The sequence below is a fragment of the Staphylococcus pragensis genome (genome assembly GCF_004785665.1).
Classification (GTDB): Bacteria; Bacillota; Bacilli; order Staphylococcales; family Staphylococcaceae; genus Staphylococcus; species Staphylococcus pragensis.
Genome location: NZ_SRPJ01000008.1, coordinates 1 through 15,829 on the forward strand (window position 1 = coordinate 1; position 15,829 = coordinate 15,829).

The window sequence follows — 15,829 nt, forward strand, 5'->3', positions numbered from 1 at the left end:
CAAGCTCCTCGTCTGTTCGCTCGACTTGCATGTATTAGGCACGCCGCCAGCGTTCATCCTGAGCCAGGATCAAACTCTCCATAAAAAATTTATGATGTTTGATTAGCTCATAAAACTAAATAGTGTTGTAACTTATAGTTACATTTATTGGAATTAACGTTGACATATTGTCATTCAGTTTTCAATGTTCATTTTTCATTTTAATGGAGCGGGTGATGGGAATCGAACCCACAACATCAGCTTGGAAGGCTGAGGTTTTGCCATTAAACTACACCCGCATATTTAATTTATTATTTGGTGCGGCCGAGAGGACTTGAACCTCCACGGGATTTCTCCCACTAGGCCCTCAACCTAGCGCGTCTGCCATTCCGCCACGACCGCTGGCAAAACGCATAATTAATATTTATTAATTATCGAGAACAATATTTATTGTAAATCTTTTGTAATCAAAAGTCAATACTTTTTTAATATTAATTTAAACAAATTTACTAACTTTTAATGTTTAGCGCTTTTATTAAAGCAACGATATATATAATACACGCCTATTACATTAAAGTCAATACTTATCTCATAAAAATTTAAAAAGCACTTTATCTACAACTGTTACTAATGATAAAGTGCTTTCCTTGCTATTCGATTATTTTCCAATCATTATCTTTTGATCTTCAATTAATGATATAACATTTACTTTTTTAGAAGTTTCTTTAGTTTTAATTTCCCCCTGCATTTGCCACATCTCATCTTGCTAATATTTACTTTTTTAATTCTTAAATATTCTTTTTTACAAGACGTACACCAGTAAATATAATTTGCACGTTGTTCATAGCTTTCTAGTGCTTTGCAATAACGAGGTGCTTCAACTTTTTTACTTAGTTTTTTAAAATCCTCATCTCGATGTTGATATCCCTTACCTAATAAATGTAAATGGTAATGACATAATTCATGTTTAATAATGTCAATAAGTGCATCTCGTCCATAATTTATATATTGTTTAGGATTAATTTCGATATTATGAGATGCTAATAAATACCTACCGCCTGTAGTTCTTAATCTTTTATTAAAGTAGGCATCATGGTTAAATTTCATATTAAAATTTTCAAGAGAGATTGTCTCAACTAATTGTTGTAATTCATTATTATTCATTAGGATTAATCATAGTTAATGCAACTTTGTCTTTATTTTTATCAATATTTAATATCCACACATCAACTATATCTCCTACGCTTACAATGTCCATAGGATTCTTAACAAACTTCTTAGATAGTTTTGAAACATGGACTAAGCCATCTTGTTTTACACCTATATCTACAAACGCTCCAAAGTCTACTACATTTCTAACAGTACCGCTTAATTTCATACCCTCTGTTAAATCTTCAATTGATAGCACATCGGATTTTAAAATTGGTGTTTCATATTCATCACGTGGATCACGGTTTGGTGCCATTAATGATTGAATAATATCTTCTAATGTTGGAATTCCTAATTCTAGTTTAGTAGCAGTATTTTCTATATTGATATTAGCTAGTTCTTGTTTTAACTTTTCAGAACCTAAATCTGATATAGACAAATTCATACTTTCTAATAAGCTATATGTTGCTGCGTAGCTTTCTGGATGAATTGATGTATTATCCAAAGGCTCCGTACCATTTACTATTCTTAAGAAACCAATACTTTGTTCAAATGTCTTAGCACCTAATCGTTTAACTTTACTAATTTCTTTATTATGTTTAATAGCCCCATTTTCTTCACGATAATCAATAATATTTTGAGCTATAGTACCTGATAAGCCAGAAACATATTGAAGTAATGATTTAGAAGCAGTATTAACATCTACGCCAACTTGGTTAACCGCCGTTTCAACAACAAATGTTAATGCGTTTTCTAATTCTTTTTGATTCACATCATGTTGATATTGGCCTACCCCAATGGATTTAGGATCTATTTTAACTAATTCACTTAATGGGTCTTGCACACGTCTACCTATTGAAACAGCACTTCTCTCTTCTACTTGGAAATCAGGAAACTCTGATCTAGCAATTTCAGAAGCAGAATAAACAGAAGCACCCGCTTCATTTACTATAATAAACTGTGCATCTAATTTATATTTTTGGATAACATTTGCTACAAATTGTTCTGTTTCACGACTTGCTGTTCCATTACCAATTGCAATTAATTCTACATTATTCTCTTTAATGATGCGTGTTAATTCATTTTCAGCTTCTTGAACTTTAGCTTTTGGAGGATGTGGATAGATAACACTTTTAGCCACAAATGTTCCAAATGGATTGATAACTGCAAGTTTGCATCCAGTTCTGAAAGCCGGGTCAACGCCTAAAATTTGTTTTCCTTTCATAGGAGGTTGTAATAATAAATTCTTTAAATTTTCGCTAAAAACTTCAATTGCATGATTTTCAGCTTTTGCAGTTAAGTCTCCTCGTATTTCACGTTCTATTGAAGGCATAATTAAACGTTTCAAACTATCTTGAATGGCTTCTTTAATGTATTGCAATTGAGAATTTGCAGATTTAACTTCATTTTTTTCAATAAAAGTTTCTATATGAGCCGTATCAAATTCAATTTTTACTGATAATACTTTCTCTTTTTCACCACGGTTCATGGCTAAAACCCTATGATTAGCTACACGCTTGATTGGTTCAGAGTAATCATAGTACATGGCATACGTTTCTTTTTCGTCTTCAGCTTTTTTCTTTTTAGCAGTAGTAATTTGCCCTTGATGATAGACATCTTTTAAAATTCGATTTCGATACTTAGGGTTATCTGAAATATGTTCGGCAATAATATCTTGCGCGCCTGCTATTGCATCTTGGATTTTTTCAACTTCGTCGGTTAAGTATTGCATGGCTTGTTGTTCGATATCAGAGCCTTTTCCTTCAAGAATCCATTGAGCAAGAGGTTCAAGACCTTTACGTTTTGCTTCTGTTGCTCTTGTTTTCTTTTTCTGTTTATAAGGTCTATATAAATCTTCTACCCTTTGCAATTTAGTTTGCTTTAAAATGTCTTGTTTAAGCTCATCTGTTAATAGACCTTGTTGCTCAATATTATGAATAACTTCTTCTTTTCTTTTTTGTAAATTTGCAACATATTGATATTCATCAGAAATTTGCTTTATTTGTACTTCATCTAGTCCACCAGTAGCCTCTTTTCTATATCTGGCAATGAAGGGAACTGTATTATTTTCTTCTAATAGATTTAAGACTGCTTTAACTTGTTTCTCTGAAAATTGATATTTTGCTACTATTTCATCAATTAAATTTTTATCCATTATATAACCACACTTTTTCAAAATTTCATTTTCAATTTTAGCATATAATAATAAATCATTTTATTTAAACTACATTCAACAATTACTCTTTCACTAACACCATAATTAAAAGACTATCAAGATAGATGTCTGATAGTCTTTTATAATATTAATATTTAGTTATTGTTTAGCAGCTTGTTGTAATTTTTTAATTGCCGTTCGCTGTAACCTTGAAACGTGCATTTGGCTTAGACCAATACGCTCGCCAGTTTCTTTTTGGCTTAATCCTTCAATAAATGTGCATTGAATAATTTCTCGTTCTCTATCAGATAAAATTGGTAAAATACGTTCAAGAATCATACGTTTTTCAGTTAAATCGTAATTATCATCTTGTTGACCCATAATATCCAATAGCGTTACAGTCGATCCATCTTTATCTGCTTCTATAGAATGATCTACACTTAATGCATTATAACTTTGGCCCATTTCCATAGCCTCTAGAACTTCTTCTTCAGAAACTTCTAGACGTTGAGCGATTTCAGAAATTGAGGGAGAACGTTCAAGTTCATTTGTAAGTTCATCACTCACTTTTTTAATTCTTGGCCCAATTTCTTTAATTCTACGTGGAACATGGACGCTCCAAGTTTTATCTCTTAAATACCTTTTTATCTCACCAATAACAGTTGGTACTAAGAATGCTTCAAATTTGCGATCAAAAGATAAATCAAATCTGTTAATAGCACCTATTAAACCAACCATACCAACTTGAACTAAATCTTCGTGATGTGATTGTCCTTTTGAATATTTATAAGCTAAAGACTCAATTAACTTGCGATAATGTGTTACAAGTCTATCTTGAGCATTTGTATTTGCGTTTTCTTGGTGTTCTTTAATCCATTGGTTAATTTGTTCAGGTGATACATCATTAACTGATTTCGACTCTTTCGTCATTATTTGGCACCTGCTCTTTTTTTATATACTTAATCATGCTGATAGTCACACCAGATTCTTTGAAAACTTTTACTTCGTCCATCAACGATTCGATTAAGAATAATCCTAAACCGCCTTCACGTAAAAAGTCTATATTTTCATTTTCGGTATAAGGCCCTAATTGAGACTTAGTAGTTTCGTAATCAAAACTTTCACCTTGATCAGAAATGATGATTTTAATTTTATCATCAAATACTTCAAAACATATATTAATCATACCATTAGTTTCATCATTTTTGTATGCATGTTTAACTGCATTCGTAACCGCTTCACTTACTGCAATTTTTGAGTCTTCAATATCATCATATGAAGCTCCGGCTCTTGAAAATACACCTGATAATGTTAAGCGAATTAAACTAACATATTCTGCAGAGGCAGGTAGTTTCATTTCAATATAATCATTTTTAGGCAAGTTAATCTACCTCCGTTCCTTCATTAACGTGCATTAAGTCTTTTAAGCCAGTGATATCAAATAATCTATTAATTCTATCTGAAGCTCCAAAGATATATAATTCCTTACCATTTTGATTTAACGCTTTTAATGTTCCTACAAATAAACCTAAACCTGTTGAATCCATATAACTTACATTAGTTAAATTAACATGAATATCATGTGTACCTTCTTGACGCATTGGAACTAGCACCTCTTCAAGTTCTGGCACTGTATAAACGTCTAATTCTCCTGCTACGATAACTTCATAATATTCATCATGTGTTATCGACTCTATATTAAGGTTCATAGTTTGACACTCCTACTCTTTATCTTTACAAATATGTATACTCTACTAAGTATACCCATTACTATTATAATATAACCAAAAAATTTAATATCTAATTTACTCTTTTTATAATTAGAATTGTCATATCATCACGTTTATTAGGATTTTGCACTTTTAGTATCGCTTCATACAAGATTTGTACAATATCTTGCGGGTGCATATGTTTATATTTACGGATTAAATTGAGCAACGTTTCTTTCGTAATAAATTCTCCATCGGAATTACGTGCTTCTGTAACACCATCTGTAAATATAATAACAAGATCATCGAGACATATTTGAATCTCTTGTTGACTATAACGCGTATGTTGACTAACGCCTAAAACACGTCCTCTTACATCAATTTCTTCAAATGTTTCAGTTTCGGCACGATAGACATACCCAGGTTCATGCCCAGCTGAACTACAATAAAGTAGATGATTCATTTCTTCATATAAACCATAAAACATAGTAACGAACATATTTTGATTTACGTTCTTTTCAACTACTCGATTTAATCTTTTAAGTCCATCGCTTGGTAATTGTGAGTGTCCGTATGAGTCCATTCCGAATTTAATCATACTCATGGCTAAAGCCGCAGGAATTCCTTTTCCAATAACGTCAGCTACTGCAAAGCTCATCGTCCCATCTCTATGATCAATTAAATTGAAATAATCTCCACTTACTTTTTGTGCTGCTACTGAAATAACGCCAATTTGAATGCTATCGAATTGAGGAATATCTGTTTTCAACATTGTTTGTTGAAGTCTAGAGGCTAAATCAATTTCTTTATCGTGGAATTGCATTTTATCAACTAATTTTTGGTAATCTCTATAGCTATACCCAAACCCTTTAACTACCTCTTGTAAGATATCAAGTGTTTCAAGTAATTGAGATTCTTCGAGTTGCAAAGAAGAAACATACGATTTATGTATTTTAACTACATCTTCAGGCAGAATATCTTTTTTGATTACTTCATCCGTAAAATCGTGACACTTTTCTAAAAATCGTTTTTTATCTTTTGTAACCAAGCTTTCATCTATAAGTTGTTTATAGTGTTTTTTAAATTCTTCCACGAATCTGCCTCCTTACTTCATAGTTGCATAACTTAAATTTAAATGTCGTTATTATTAATAGTATTTATTCACAAATTTTATTAATGAATTATTTAATATATTCCAAAAAAATACTACTATTTAAAAAAGACTTTAGGAATTACCTAAAGTCAACAACTTAAGTCATCAATTTAATAGTATCGATTTGAATGTACTATTTTGTAGGTAATGATAACCTATAATTGCAATTTTGAAAAAAATCAATTAATCATTATGCTAATGCTTTTTTCTTTAATTATTTGTTAAATATATACTTGGTATATGCATAAAAAAACTCAAGTTTTTTGAGGTCGAACCTCATGTAACCCTAAACTAATATCTAGCGCTTCATCTACTTCTTTCATTTTTTCCTCAGATAAATAAGTTAATTTTTCTTTTAACCTTTTTTTATCTAAAGTACGAATTTGTTCAAGTAGAATGACTGAATCTCTATCCAATCGATATTTTTGTTTCTCAATTTCTACATGTGTTGGTATTTTGGCTTTATTAATCCTCCCCGTAATAGCAGCGACAATTACGGTAGGACTATATTTATTACCAGTGTCATTTTGAATGATGACTACAGGTCTTACTCCCCCTTGTTCAGATCCCTGTACTGGTGACAAATCAGCTAAATATACATCGCCTCTTTTAATCATTCACTTTTATAATTCGAAATGATGTACGATTCGTTGCAATCACAAGCTTCACATTCTAAAGGAAAAGCTTCTGTTGCTAGGGAGAGGTTTAAATCGGCCATTTGTGAGTAGCCTTCTTTTAAAGATTGTTCAAGACTGTGGCTTCTATTCTGATTAAAAGTTAACATACTATGAACCTCCATCGGATACCAAATAAGGCATTGTAAACCTTTATTTAATTTTATAATAACAAATTTTATATCTAGTGACTATACTATTTTAATAATTCATTTATTACATATTTCTGATTATTTATATAATATATGCGAGGTACACGTCTTCCAAAATTACATAAGACTTCATAACTTATCGTATTTTGCTTATTTGCTAAAGCTTCGACAGATTGAGGTGTATCAAATTGGTTATCTAGTAAAACCACTTTATCTCCTTCTTGAACATCTTCTGGCACTTTAACTATCGTTTGATCCATACATACTCTACCAATAATTTCACATTGGTGATTATTAATATTTACGGTTGTACCTTGCATTGCTCTTAAATATCCATCAGCATATCCGATTGGTAAGATAGCTATTTTAATATTTTCTGTGGCAGTATATGTACTACCGTAGCTTACTGATTCACCTGGATTTAAATATTTTGTTTGCACAACTTCAGTAGTTAATTTAGCACTAGGTTTTAGCTTAGTTTGAACAATATTTTTCACGTAATCTGATGGGTAATAACCATAAAGCGATATACCTAGTCGTAGTGCATTACATAATTCACAGTTTCTAAGTAGTGAACCCGCTGAATTTTGTGCGTGAATATACTTAGGTTTAGGTGCGTTGTTAACCAACTTTTCAAATGAAGCGTATTGTTCATCCATTGAATCTCCTGGTTCATCCGCATTAGCAAAATGAGTATACACACCTTCGAACACTAGATTTTCAGATGATTCTATAGTATCTATAACATCTTGATATTCTTCTTGAGTTTTAATTCCTAATCTTCCCATGCCTGTATCTAATTTTACATGTAACCATAAACGTTTTTGATTATCCTCATTGATTGAATGCATCGCACTTATTAACCATTTTTTAGATGGAACTGTCAGAGCAACACGGTGTTGAATCGCTTTATTAATATCTTCTAAAGGAATAACGCCTAAGATTAATATTTGAGCATTAACACCATGCATGCGCAATTCAATCGCCTCATCTAATGTTGCCACTGCAAAGAAATTAGCACCTTGCTGCATTAAGAATTGAGCGATTTTAACGCTACCTAATCCATAGCTATTTGCTTTTACGACCGGTATCACCGTTTTATTCGGATGCATTTCAGAAATAGTATGATAATTTTCTTGAATAGCGTCTAAATCTACGTTTAAATAGGTTGCTCTATAAAATTTGTCTGACATAAGAAGTCCTCCTCAACACTTTAGAATTATTCCTCAATAAAATTTGATTATTTAAATCTATATAACTTAATTTGTACTATTCATTATAGTACTGTTAATCTTGCTTTTCTAATATAACTTGGCTCATTGCATAATTTTCAGTATGTGTAATAGAAACATGCACGATAAAGTCAGGATATTCGATACATGGTTTTCCTTTTTCATCGTTATAACAGTTAATATCATTGAAGGCTACAGTTTTACCTAATCCTGTGCCAAGCGCTTTGCTAAATGCTTCTTTTGTAGCAAAACGGCCTGCTAAAAATTCTATTTTTCTTTTTTCATTTTTAAATGAATTAAATTTTTCTTGCTCTTGAGTCGTCAATATACGTTCAACTAACTTATTTTGTTGTTTTTGATAGACTTTTTCAATGCGATCTATTTCAATTAAATCGACACCCAGGCCATAAATCATTTCAAATCCTCACTTCACTTTTTATATTTCCTCATCCAATTCTTCGACTTCTTCATTTTCATTAGCTTTTTTTAGCTGAAGAATTTCTTTTAATTTTGAAGCTTCTTCTTTATTAATTAATTCAATTTCAGCATTTCCACCAGCAGTTGATAAATGTAGGCTGGCTAAGCTATATTTCCTCATGAAGTACCCTTCTTCAATATCAATATTTTGTATTCTATAGAATGGGATGATGGTCGTTTGAATAAAGATAATACCTCTTCTTATGTAAATTTCGTTATCTTTATAATAGTAACGAAAGTTTTTATATTTTAAAAATGGTCCCACAAATATAAAATATATGACAAATAATATTAAAACACTCATTGCTAATACTATTGTCCAAAGCGGACGCATCAAATGCATATAAGCAATATCTACATAAGTTACAACACTTATTATTAGTAAAAACACGAAAAATGTAATCAACGCGGCTATTCGCATAACTTTAGGGCCATGCTCATGCATATATTTATATTCATTCATTGTACTCACCTCGTAAATAGCCATTTACATATTGATTTACTTTATTGTCATCTACAAATTTTAAATTTATATCTTCAAATACTGATCCTTTAGCAATTAGAAAACTAATATTTCTTAAATGTGCTCTCTCAAGGAATGGATGTTGTTTAGTTTCCATGCCAATAATCTTATCCGTTTTAAAATGATATGTATTGAAACTAAATGTATTTACTTCACGAAGTGCAATTTCGTTATTTTTAAAATTTAATCCTGCAGCATGAATATAAATATAAGCCTCCAATGCCATGATGCCAATAATTAAAATAGCAATCATAAAGCTCCAAGCGCTCCAGAAATAAATCCCAATGCCTGCTCCTATCATTAAAACTATGCTTGGAATTAAAAAATGTCTATGATAACCACGCCATGGCATATCGCTTTTTATATCATTAAACTGCATTTCTGGAACAAGTGATTTTATAATTTGATATGCCTCTTTTTGTTTAATAAACGGTAAGATCATAATTTTACCATTATCACTAGCATCTTCATCTGAAGTAATATCTAAATCACTGGTAATAATAAAGTGTATTGATGTATAACCGAACATTTTTCTAATATAAGATTGCTTTTCAAGAACAGCTTGTAATCTATCTGTAGGCACAGTAATATTTTTTACATTTAATAACCCATAACTGATTTTAAGTTGACTGTCTTGTTGCGTAACCGTGTAATTATAATAACGAACGATTGTAATTAATGTTCCTATGATATAACTAACTAATAACACCACTCCAACTATAAACAGTACAATAAAAAATACTGAATTAATCCAGTGCCAAAGGTTAGATGTCCATTTATCCCATGGTATCATGTGTTGAAATGCCCCTAGTATAGGTGACACAGTTGCTAAAGCTACCCCAATAGCACCACTCGTCATAGCCATAAGCAATAATGAACGCCATGACATTTTATAAATGGTAGACTCGCTTTGAATTGTGCTAGAAGCACTATTATCAGTGTTTTGAATAAGCTGTTCATCAACTTCATTTTGTTCACTTGTTATAACTTCTTCCTTCTGCTCTTCATTTAATTGCAATTGATGTTCGCGAATAGTTTGTTCAATTAAGTCACTCTGTTTTTTTGAAATAGAAGCTAACTCTACTCCATCACTTGGGGTTTTGATTTGTAAACTCACGCCACCCACTATTTGATTAATTAATCCTTGAGTAGTATCTAGTGACTGAATTCTGCTAATATTTAATTCTTTACGCTTCTTGTTTATCCATCCAGATGTCACTATAAAATGCTCATCTTCTATCCAATATCGTGTTACATATACTTCTAAAAAATGATGAATAAAAGTAACTAGAAAGATAAGTAAAAATATAGCTGGGCTAATGTAATTTCTTATATTTGTAAAATCAAAGTTCCAACTATTAAACACTACAAATATAATAAATGGAAAAATATTTTGTTTAATAACTTTAATTAAGCCTTCTACATATGAAATAGGATGCAATTTTTGAGGATTATACATCAGAATCTGCACCTCTCAATGTTTCTAGAATATGTTGTGATAAACGGTCTGCTTGTAAGTCAGACATCAATGGTAATTTTACTTCGTGTCCTGCTGTTACAAACACGACAGTATTAAGGTGAAAAGCTTTTAACAGTGGATTGGTTTTGATTTGAAGATATTGTAATCTTTCAATTTTAGTCATCTGATGATGCTTAATGATAAATGTAGACTTAACTTCTACATTTTTAGTATCAACGCTATAAAAACGGAAACGATAACGTGCATACGGTTGTATAACTAGACGAAGACAACTCAAAATGAGTAAGAAGATTAAAATGTAGAAAATAAAATGATACCAATTAAAATAGTTCCACATTGAATACAAAGCACCTACTATAACTAACTCGATTAAGAATGTAATACTGCTTGATATCCAATGAAAAGCGTATGCATTTTTAGGGCTTTTATGAAATGAATCTTCTAATTGCATCATAAACTCCTTTGTATTTTTTCTTAATTATAGCATACTGATTTAATTAAACATGATAGCTTCAATATATCTACTCTAACTATACAAAAAAACACCTCAACTCATTGAGGTGTTTAAGCTTATCTTTAAATTCTATTTTTGTAAGTCTGCGAACGTACGAGCTTTCATAGATGATTTACCTTTATCTTGTCTATCACGACGATCTGATTTTTTGCCTTTTTTCTTATTGAAGTTACCTTTTGAACGTTTATTTTTATTATCGAATTTATTATTACGTTTACCACCACGGCGTGAATTATTTCCTTTACCTTGACGGCTTTTACGTGCTAAAGGCTTTTCGAAAGTTAATTGAACTTCAACTTCATCATTTGCTTCAACTAATTCCTGTAATAATGATGCAACTAATTCAGTGCTATCATATTCATCTAATAATTCACTTGAAATACGTTTTAGACGCGCTTCACTTTCACGTGACATCCAGTTTTTAACTTTATCTTTGATATCTTCTTCACGTGCTTTAAGTACTTCTTTACGATGAGGAGGTCTTAAAGCATTCATTCTTCTACCATTTACTTCTTCAATTTGGCGAATATAATCCATTTCAATTGGGTTAACAAATGTAACGGCAATACCTTCTTTACCTGCACGACCCGTACGGCCAATTCTGTGCGTATAACTTTCAGTATCTTGAGGAATATCGAAGTTATATACGTGACTTACGCCTGAAATATCAAGTCCACGTGCAGCTACATCTGTCGCAACTAAAATATCAATTTGATCATTTTTAAATTTCTTTAATACTTCTAAACGTTTTGCTTGAGTGATATCTCCGTGTAAACCTTCAGCTTTATAACCTTTAGATAATAAAGCACTTGTTAACTCATCAACACGGCGTTTTGTTCTACCGAAGACAATTGCTAATTCAGGTTGGTGAACATCTAAGAAGTTTGTAAAAGTATCGAATTTCTCAAGTTCTTTTACGATTGTGTAGTATTCATCAATTTGTGGATCAGACATTTCATTATTCATTGTCTTAACAATTTGCGGAGATTTCATAAATTGTTGTACTAAAGTTTGGATTGCTTTAGGCATAGTAGCTGAGAATAACATAGTTTGACGTTGCTCAGCTGGAATTTTATCCATAATAAATCTCATATCATCAATGAAGCCCATGTTCATCATTTCATCCGCTTCATCTAAGATTAATGTATGAATATCATTTGTTTTAAGTGTACGACGATTTAAATGGTCAATGACACGACCAGGCGTACCTACTACGATTTGTGGTCCGCGTTTTAATGCTTTAATTTGTCTATCGATTGGCATACCACCAAATACTGTAACGACCTGTACATTTTGTCCACGACTGAATTCGCGTAACTGTTCTGCTACTTGCATAGCTAATTCTCTAGTTGGTGCTAAGATCAAAGCTTGCACGCCTGATTTACCAACTACTTTTTCAATTAAAGGAATCCCGAAAGCGCCTGTTTTACCTGTACCAGTTTGAGCTTGTCCAAGGATGTCTCTTCCTTCTAATGTGTAAGGGATACTTTCTTTTTGAATCGGTGTAGGTTCCTTAAACCCCATTGCTTCAAGGGTTTCTACCGTTTTATCCGAAATCCCTAATTCTTTAAAATTTTGCAATATAATTCTCCTTTAAACTAACTTTTTTATCAATATACGTCTGTGTATATAAGGTCCTCTTATTACGTCAACTTCTATATAGTACCACCTAAAAATATATATCGCAATAAAGCAATTTCTTACTTTTCTCCAATATCCAGCTAATTACTATATAATAGCGTTTACATTATTTAGCTTCTCTTTTGGGAAAAGGGCATAAAAAAACAAACCATTGTGCGATTTAAACATACACAATGGCTTGCAAGTTAATTTATAAATATATAGAGTTGATTAAATAATTTGATTTACAACTTCTTCAAGTTTATTTCCTCTTGAGCCTTTAACTAAGACTTTGTCTTGAGAAACTAAATGAGATTTTAAATACGTTGTCAATTCATCTTTGTTTGAGAAGTGTGCCACATTTTCAACAAACTGCCCACCTACGTCACTAATATATTGGGCATCTGTGCCGTAAGTAAGTAAAGTATGAATACCTTTATCTTTAAGGTGCGCACCAACCTCTTCATGCATACGTTGGCTATTCTCACCTAATTCTAATGAATCAGCAAGCACTAAGATTTTACGTCCATCCATATTACTCAATGTATCAATGGCAGCTTTCATACTTGTAGGGCTCGCATTGTAAGCGTCATTAATTACTGTGATATCATTATCTGTCACGTGACGTTCCATACGCATACCAGTAAGTTGAACGTTATTAATATTACGTTGAATCGTTTCGTAATTTAATCCAAGTTCATGCCCTATTGCAATGGCGATTGCAGCATTCTTCATATTATGGATACCTAGAATAGGTAGTTCGTAATGTTCATCTCCATTAATATCAAATGCGATACCATCATTTTTGCTATTTTTCACTTCGCACACTAATACATTATCCGAATTTAAGCCGATACTAATTAATTTTGCATTTTTAACTTTCTCAACATGAGGCGCTAACAGTGGTTCATCACCGTCATAGATAAATGTACCGCCTTCTTTTAAGCCAATCGTGATTTCTGATTTAGCTTGAGCAATACCTTCGCGTGATCCTAAATCTTGCATATGTGATTCTCCAATATTGGTAATCACAGCGATATCTGGCTCTGCTATCGTAGATAACAATTCGATTTCGTGGAATCCTGACATACCCATCTCTAGAATTGAAATTTCTGTATCTTTATCTAATTCTAAGATAGTTAATGGTAAACCAATTTCGTTATTATAATTACCTTGTGTCTTTTTAACTTTAAATTCAGTATGCAACACACTTTCAATCATATCTTTCGTAGTTGTTTTACCATTTGATCCTGTAACCCCGATAACTTTAGGATTAACATGTTTCAAATAAGCTTTCGCTAATTGTTGTAACGCAGTTAATGTATCTTCCACCCAAATAATTGGTCCACTAATGTTGGCGTCAATGTCATGCCCTTTTTCATAAAAAGAAGCTCCGGCACCATCTTGCAACGCTTGTGCAACAAAACGATGGCCGTCAACGTTCTCTCCTTTAAATGGGATAAATAGCATATCTTCTTTAATCGCACGTGAATCGATTGTGACACCTTTGATAGTTTGATTTAAATATTGGTCATCAATATCACAAGGTATCCAGTTTTGAATATCTTTTAATGAAACTTCTATCATAAGTGAATTCCTCTCTTAATCGATTGTGTATTTATTTTTCTTTTTATCTTCGTAACGCTCTTTAGCTAAGTCGATTAATTTAGTGATTAAGTCTGAGTAAGATAAGCCCATATTCTCCCAAAGACTTGGATACATACTAAATGCTGTGAAACCTGGCATTGCATTTGTTTCATTGATGAAAATTTGATTATCTTCAGTAACAAAGAAATCTGCACGCACTAGACCAGAGCAATCTGTAGCTTTGAAAGCTTCAAGTGCCATATTTCGTAAAGTTGTTTGAACTTCTTCATCTAATTCTGCAGGAATCTGTAATGAAATTTTGCCATCTTTATATTTAGATTTATAGTCATAGAAAGCGACATCTTTAATCACTTCTCCAGGCCATGTTGTTTCTGGATAATCGTTACCTAAAACGGCTACTTCAACTTCACGTGCATTGATACCTTGTTCAATGACTAATTTACGGTCAAATTGGAATGCTTCAGCAATACCTGCTTTTAACTCTTCTTCATTATTACATTTACTAATACCTACACTTGAACCAAGGTTAGCTGGTTTAACGAAGACAGGATATGTAAGTTTATCATTAACAAGTTTGATAATATTACCTTGATATTTTTCATACTCACTTCTTAAGAAGCTAATGTAAGGTAATTGAGGTAAACCGCGATGTTCAAATAATTGTTTCATTACTAATTTATCCATAGAACTTGAAGCGGCTAATACACCATTTCCTACATAAGGTAAGTCAAGCACTTCGAATAAACCTTGGATTGTACCATCTTCACCGTTAGGACCATGTAATAATGGGAATACAGCGTCATAGTCGTTGCCATTACTACTTTCTTTTAGTAATAATGTGATTTCTCCAGCATCTACATCTGATAAATGAAGCTCTTCTACCGATTCAATTTTTTCAACTATATTATCTTTTTTCTTCCATTGTCCATCATTAGTGATATAAATAATATCTACTAAATATTTATCTTTATCTATCGCATTTAATACATTTTGCGCAGTTAAAATCGAAACATCATGTTCAGCACTTTTACCACCATATACGATACAAATATTTTCTTTTACCATATTCAATTTCCTCCATTGAGAAAGATTAGAACAAAAGCGTTATAAATTTAAATAATACTTTTATTCTCAAGAATTTTAATTTCTCAAAAATTCAAAGTTTCTTAATATATAAATTGTTAATGCCTTAGTCTCTTTCATCATATTATAATATGATTAATCACTGATTTTAAGTTTTAGATTAAACATTTATTATTTTTATGTAGTTTATTTAGTTCTTCCTAAAAATCAATATTATCACAGTATGTGCTATTTTTGCATTTCTCAACAAGTAAAATACCGACTTCTTTTTTGCTGATTTTCATTACTTTATATTTGGTTTTAGAAAATTCAAATTAGTTA

The 15,829-nt window shown here is 31.7% G+C and carries 16 protein-coding genes, 2 tRNA genes and 1 rRNA gene; all 19 read right to left on the reverse strand.

The features are described 5' to 3' along the window. Positions 1 to 85, reverse strand: a 16S ribosomal RNA gene (locus E2558_RS10475); the annotation flags it as partial. Between the two features lie 119 nt (positions 86 to 204). After that, a tRNA-Gly gene (locus tag E2558_RS10480) sits at positions 205 to 278 on the reverse strand. Positions 279 to 295: 17 nt separating this feature from the next. Continuing rightward, positions 296 to 381: transfer RNA gene (locus tag E2558_RS10485), tRNA-Leu, on the reverse strand. A 303-nt stretch (positions 382 to 684) separates the two neighbouring features. Continuing rightward, positions 685 to 1,143, reverse strand: a complete 459-nt coding sequence (locus E2558_RS10490; protein WP_126564907.1) for a SprT family protein — start codon at positions 1,141 to 1,143, stop codon at positions 685 to 687. Further along, complete coding sequence (locus E2558_RS10495) at positions 1,136 to 3,283, reverse strand: Tex family protein (RefSeq protein WP_126564906.1); 2,148 nt, start codon at positions 3,281 to 3,283, stop codon at positions 1,136 to 1,138. Before E2558_RS10495 ends, E2558_RS10490 begins: the two co-directional genes overlap by 8 nt. Positions 3,284 to 3,442: 159 nt before the next feature. Next, a complete protein-coding gene (sigB, locus tag E2558_RS10500; RefSeq protein ID WP_126564905.1) occupies positions 3,443 to 4,213 on the reverse strand; it encodes an RNA polymerase sigma factor SigB in 771 nt (256 codons plus the stop codon). Further along, positions 4,188 to 4,640 (reverse strand): anti-sigma B factor RsbW, encoded by a 453-nt coding sequence (rsbW, locus tag E2558_RS10505; protein WP_229716423.1) that lies wholly within the window; start codon positions 4,638 to 4,640, stop codon positions 4,188 to 4,190. Before rsbW ends, sigB begins: the two co-directional genes overlap by 26 nt. 25 nt (positions 4,641 to 4,665) lie before the next feature. Beyond that, positions 4,666 to 4,992 carry an anti-sigma factor antagonist gene (locus E2558_RS10510; RefSeq protein ID WP_126564904.1) on the reverse strand — a complete coding sequence of 109 codons (327 nt, stop codon included), beginning with the start codon at positions 4,990 to 4,992 and terminating at the stop codon, positions 4,666 to 4,668. A 91-nt stretch (positions 4,993 to 5,083) separates the two neighbouring features. Further along, entirely contained in the window at positions 5,084 to 6,085 is a 1,002-nt protein-coding gene (locus E2558_RS10515) for a SpoIIE family protein phosphatase (protein WP_126564903.1), read from the reverse strand. Between the two features lie 314 nt (positions 6,086 to 6,399). Next, on the reverse strand, positions 6,400 to 6,762 hold the full coding sequence (locus tag E2558_RS10520; RefSeq protein WP_103298027.1) for a type II toxin-antitoxin system PemK/MazF family toxin: 363 nt from the start codon (positions 6,760 to 6,762) through the stop codon (positions 6,400 to 6,402). Next, positions 6,759 to 6,929, reverse strand: coding sequence for a type II toxin-antitoxin system antitoxin MazE (gene mazE / locus E2558_RS10525; RefSeq protein ID WP_126564902.1), 171 nt, complete (start codon positions 6,927 to 6,929; stop codon positions 6,759 to 6,761). The genes E2558_RS10520 and mazE overlap by 4 nt, the downstream gene beginning before the upstream one ends. 86 nt (positions 6,930 to 7,015) lie before the next feature. Continuing rightward, positions 7,016 to 8,164 carry an alanine racemase gene (gene alr / locus E2558_RS10530; RefSeq protein ID WP_126564901.1) on the reverse strand — a complete coding sequence of 383 codons (1,149 nt, stop codon included), beginning with the start codon at positions 8,162 to 8,164 and terminating at the stop codon, positions 7,016 to 7,018. Between the two features lie 94 nt (positions 8,165 to 8,258). After that, complete coding sequence (gene acpS / locus E2558_RS10535) at positions 8,259 to 8,618, reverse strand: holo-ACP synthase (RefSeq protein ID WP_126564900.1); 360 nt, start codon at positions 8,616 to 8,618, stop codon at positions 8,259 to 8,261. A 21-nt stretch (positions 8,619 to 8,639) separates the two neighbouring features. Continuing rightward, a complete protein-coding gene (locus E2558_RS10540; RefSeq protein ID WP_126564899.1) occupies positions 8,640 to 9,143 on the reverse strand; it encodes a PH domain-containing protein in 504 nt (167 codons plus the stop codon). Further along, positions 9,136 to 10,662, reverse strand: coding sequence for a PH domain-containing protein (locus E2558_RS10545; protein ID WP_126564898.1), 1,527 nt, complete (start codon positions 10,660 to 10,662; stop codon positions 9,136 to 9,138). The genes E2558_RS10540 and E2558_RS10545 overlap by 8 nt, the downstream gene beginning before the upstream one ends. Further along, on the reverse strand, positions 10,655 to 11,134 hold the full coding sequence (locus E2558_RS10550) for a PH domain-containing protein (RefSeq protein WP_126564897.1): 480 nt from the start codon (positions 11,132 to 11,134) through the stop codon (positions 10,655 to 10,657). Before E2558_RS10550 ends, E2558_RS10545 begins: the two co-directional genes overlap by 8 nt. Positions 11,135 to 11,266: 132 nt before the next feature. Continuing rightward, on the reverse strand, positions 11,267 to 12,778 hold the full coding sequence (cshA, locus tag E2558_RS10555; protein WP_126564896.1) for a degradosome RNA helicase CshA: 1,512 nt from the start codon (positions 12,776 to 12,778) through the stop codon (positions 11,267 to 11,269). A gap of 270 nt (positions 12,779 to 13,048) precedes the next feature. Beyond that, positions 13,049 to 14,404, reverse strand: a complete 1,356-nt coding sequence (locus E2558_RS10560) for a UDP-N-acetylmuramoyl-tripeptide--D-alanyl-D-alanine ligase (protein WP_126564895.1) — start codon at positions 14,402 to 14,404, stop codon at positions 13,049 to 13,051. A 15-nt stretch (positions 14,405 to 14,419) separates the two neighbouring features. Beyond that, positions 14,420 to 15,490 (reverse strand): D-alanine--D-alanine ligase, encoded by a 1,071-nt coding sequence (locus E2558_RS10565; protein WP_126564894.1) that lies wholly within the window; start codon positions 15,488 to 15,490, stop codon positions 14,420 to 14,422. Positions 15,491 to 15,829 lie beyond the last annotated feature (339 nt).

Excerpts from the sequence above, each read along its gene's own strand:
- E2558_RS10490 (WP_126564907.1), bottom strand. The coding sequence starts at position 1,143 with ATGAATAATAATGAATTACAACAATTAGTTGAGACAATCTCTCTTGAA.
- E2558_RS10495 (WP_126564906.1), bottom strand. The coding sequence starts at position 3,283 with ATGGATAAAAATTTAATTGATGAAATAGTAGCAAAATATCAATTTTCA.
- sigB (WP_126564905.1), bottom strand. The coding sequence starts at position 4,213 with ATGACGAAAGAGTCGAAATCAGTTAATGATGTATCACCTGAACAAATT.
- rsbW (WP_229716423.1), bottom strand. The coding sequence starts at position 4,640 with ATGAAACTACCTGCCTCTGCAGAATATGTTAGTTTAATTCGCTTAACA.
- E2558_RS10510 (WP_126564904.1), bottom strand. The coding sequence starts at position 4,992 with ATGAACCTTAATATAGAGTCGATAACACATGATGAATATTATGAAGTT.
- E2558_RS10520 (WP_103298027.1), bottom strand. The coding sequence starts at position 6,762 with ATGATTAAAAGAGGCGATGTATATTTAGCTGATTTGTCACCAGTACAG.
- mazE (WP_126564902.1), bottom strand. The coding sequence starts at position 6,929 with ATGTTAACTTTTAATCAGAATAGAAGCCACAGTCTTGAACAATCTTTA.
- alr (WP_126564901.1), bottom strand. The coding sequence starts at position 8,164 with ATGTCAGACAAATTTTATAGAGCAACCTATTTAAACGTAGATTTAGAC.
- acpS (WP_126564900.1), bottom strand. The coding sequence starts at position 8,618 with ATGATTTATGGCCTGGGTGTCGATTTAATTGAAATAGATCGCATTGAA.
- E2558_RS10540 (WP_126564899.1), bottom strand. The coding sequence starts at position 9,143 with ATGAATGAATATAAATATATGCATGAGCATGGCCCTAAAGTTATGCGA.
- E2558_RS10545 (WP_126564898.1), bottom strand. The coding sequence starts at position 10,662 with ATGTATAATCCTCAAAAATTGCATCCTATTTCATATGTAGAAGGCTTA.
- E2558_RS10550 (WP_126564897.1), bottom strand. The coding sequence starts at position 11,134 with ATGCAATTAGAAGATTCATTTCATAAAAGCCCTAAAAATGCATACGCT.
- E2558_RS10560 (WP_126564895.1), bottom strand. The coding sequence starts at position 14,404 with ATGATAGAAGTTTCATTAAAAGATATTCAAAACTGGATACCTTGTGAT.
- E2558_RS10565 (WP_126564894.1), bottom strand. The coding sequence starts at position 15,490 with ATGGTAAAAGAAAATATTTGTATCGTATATGGTGGTAAAAGTGCTGAA.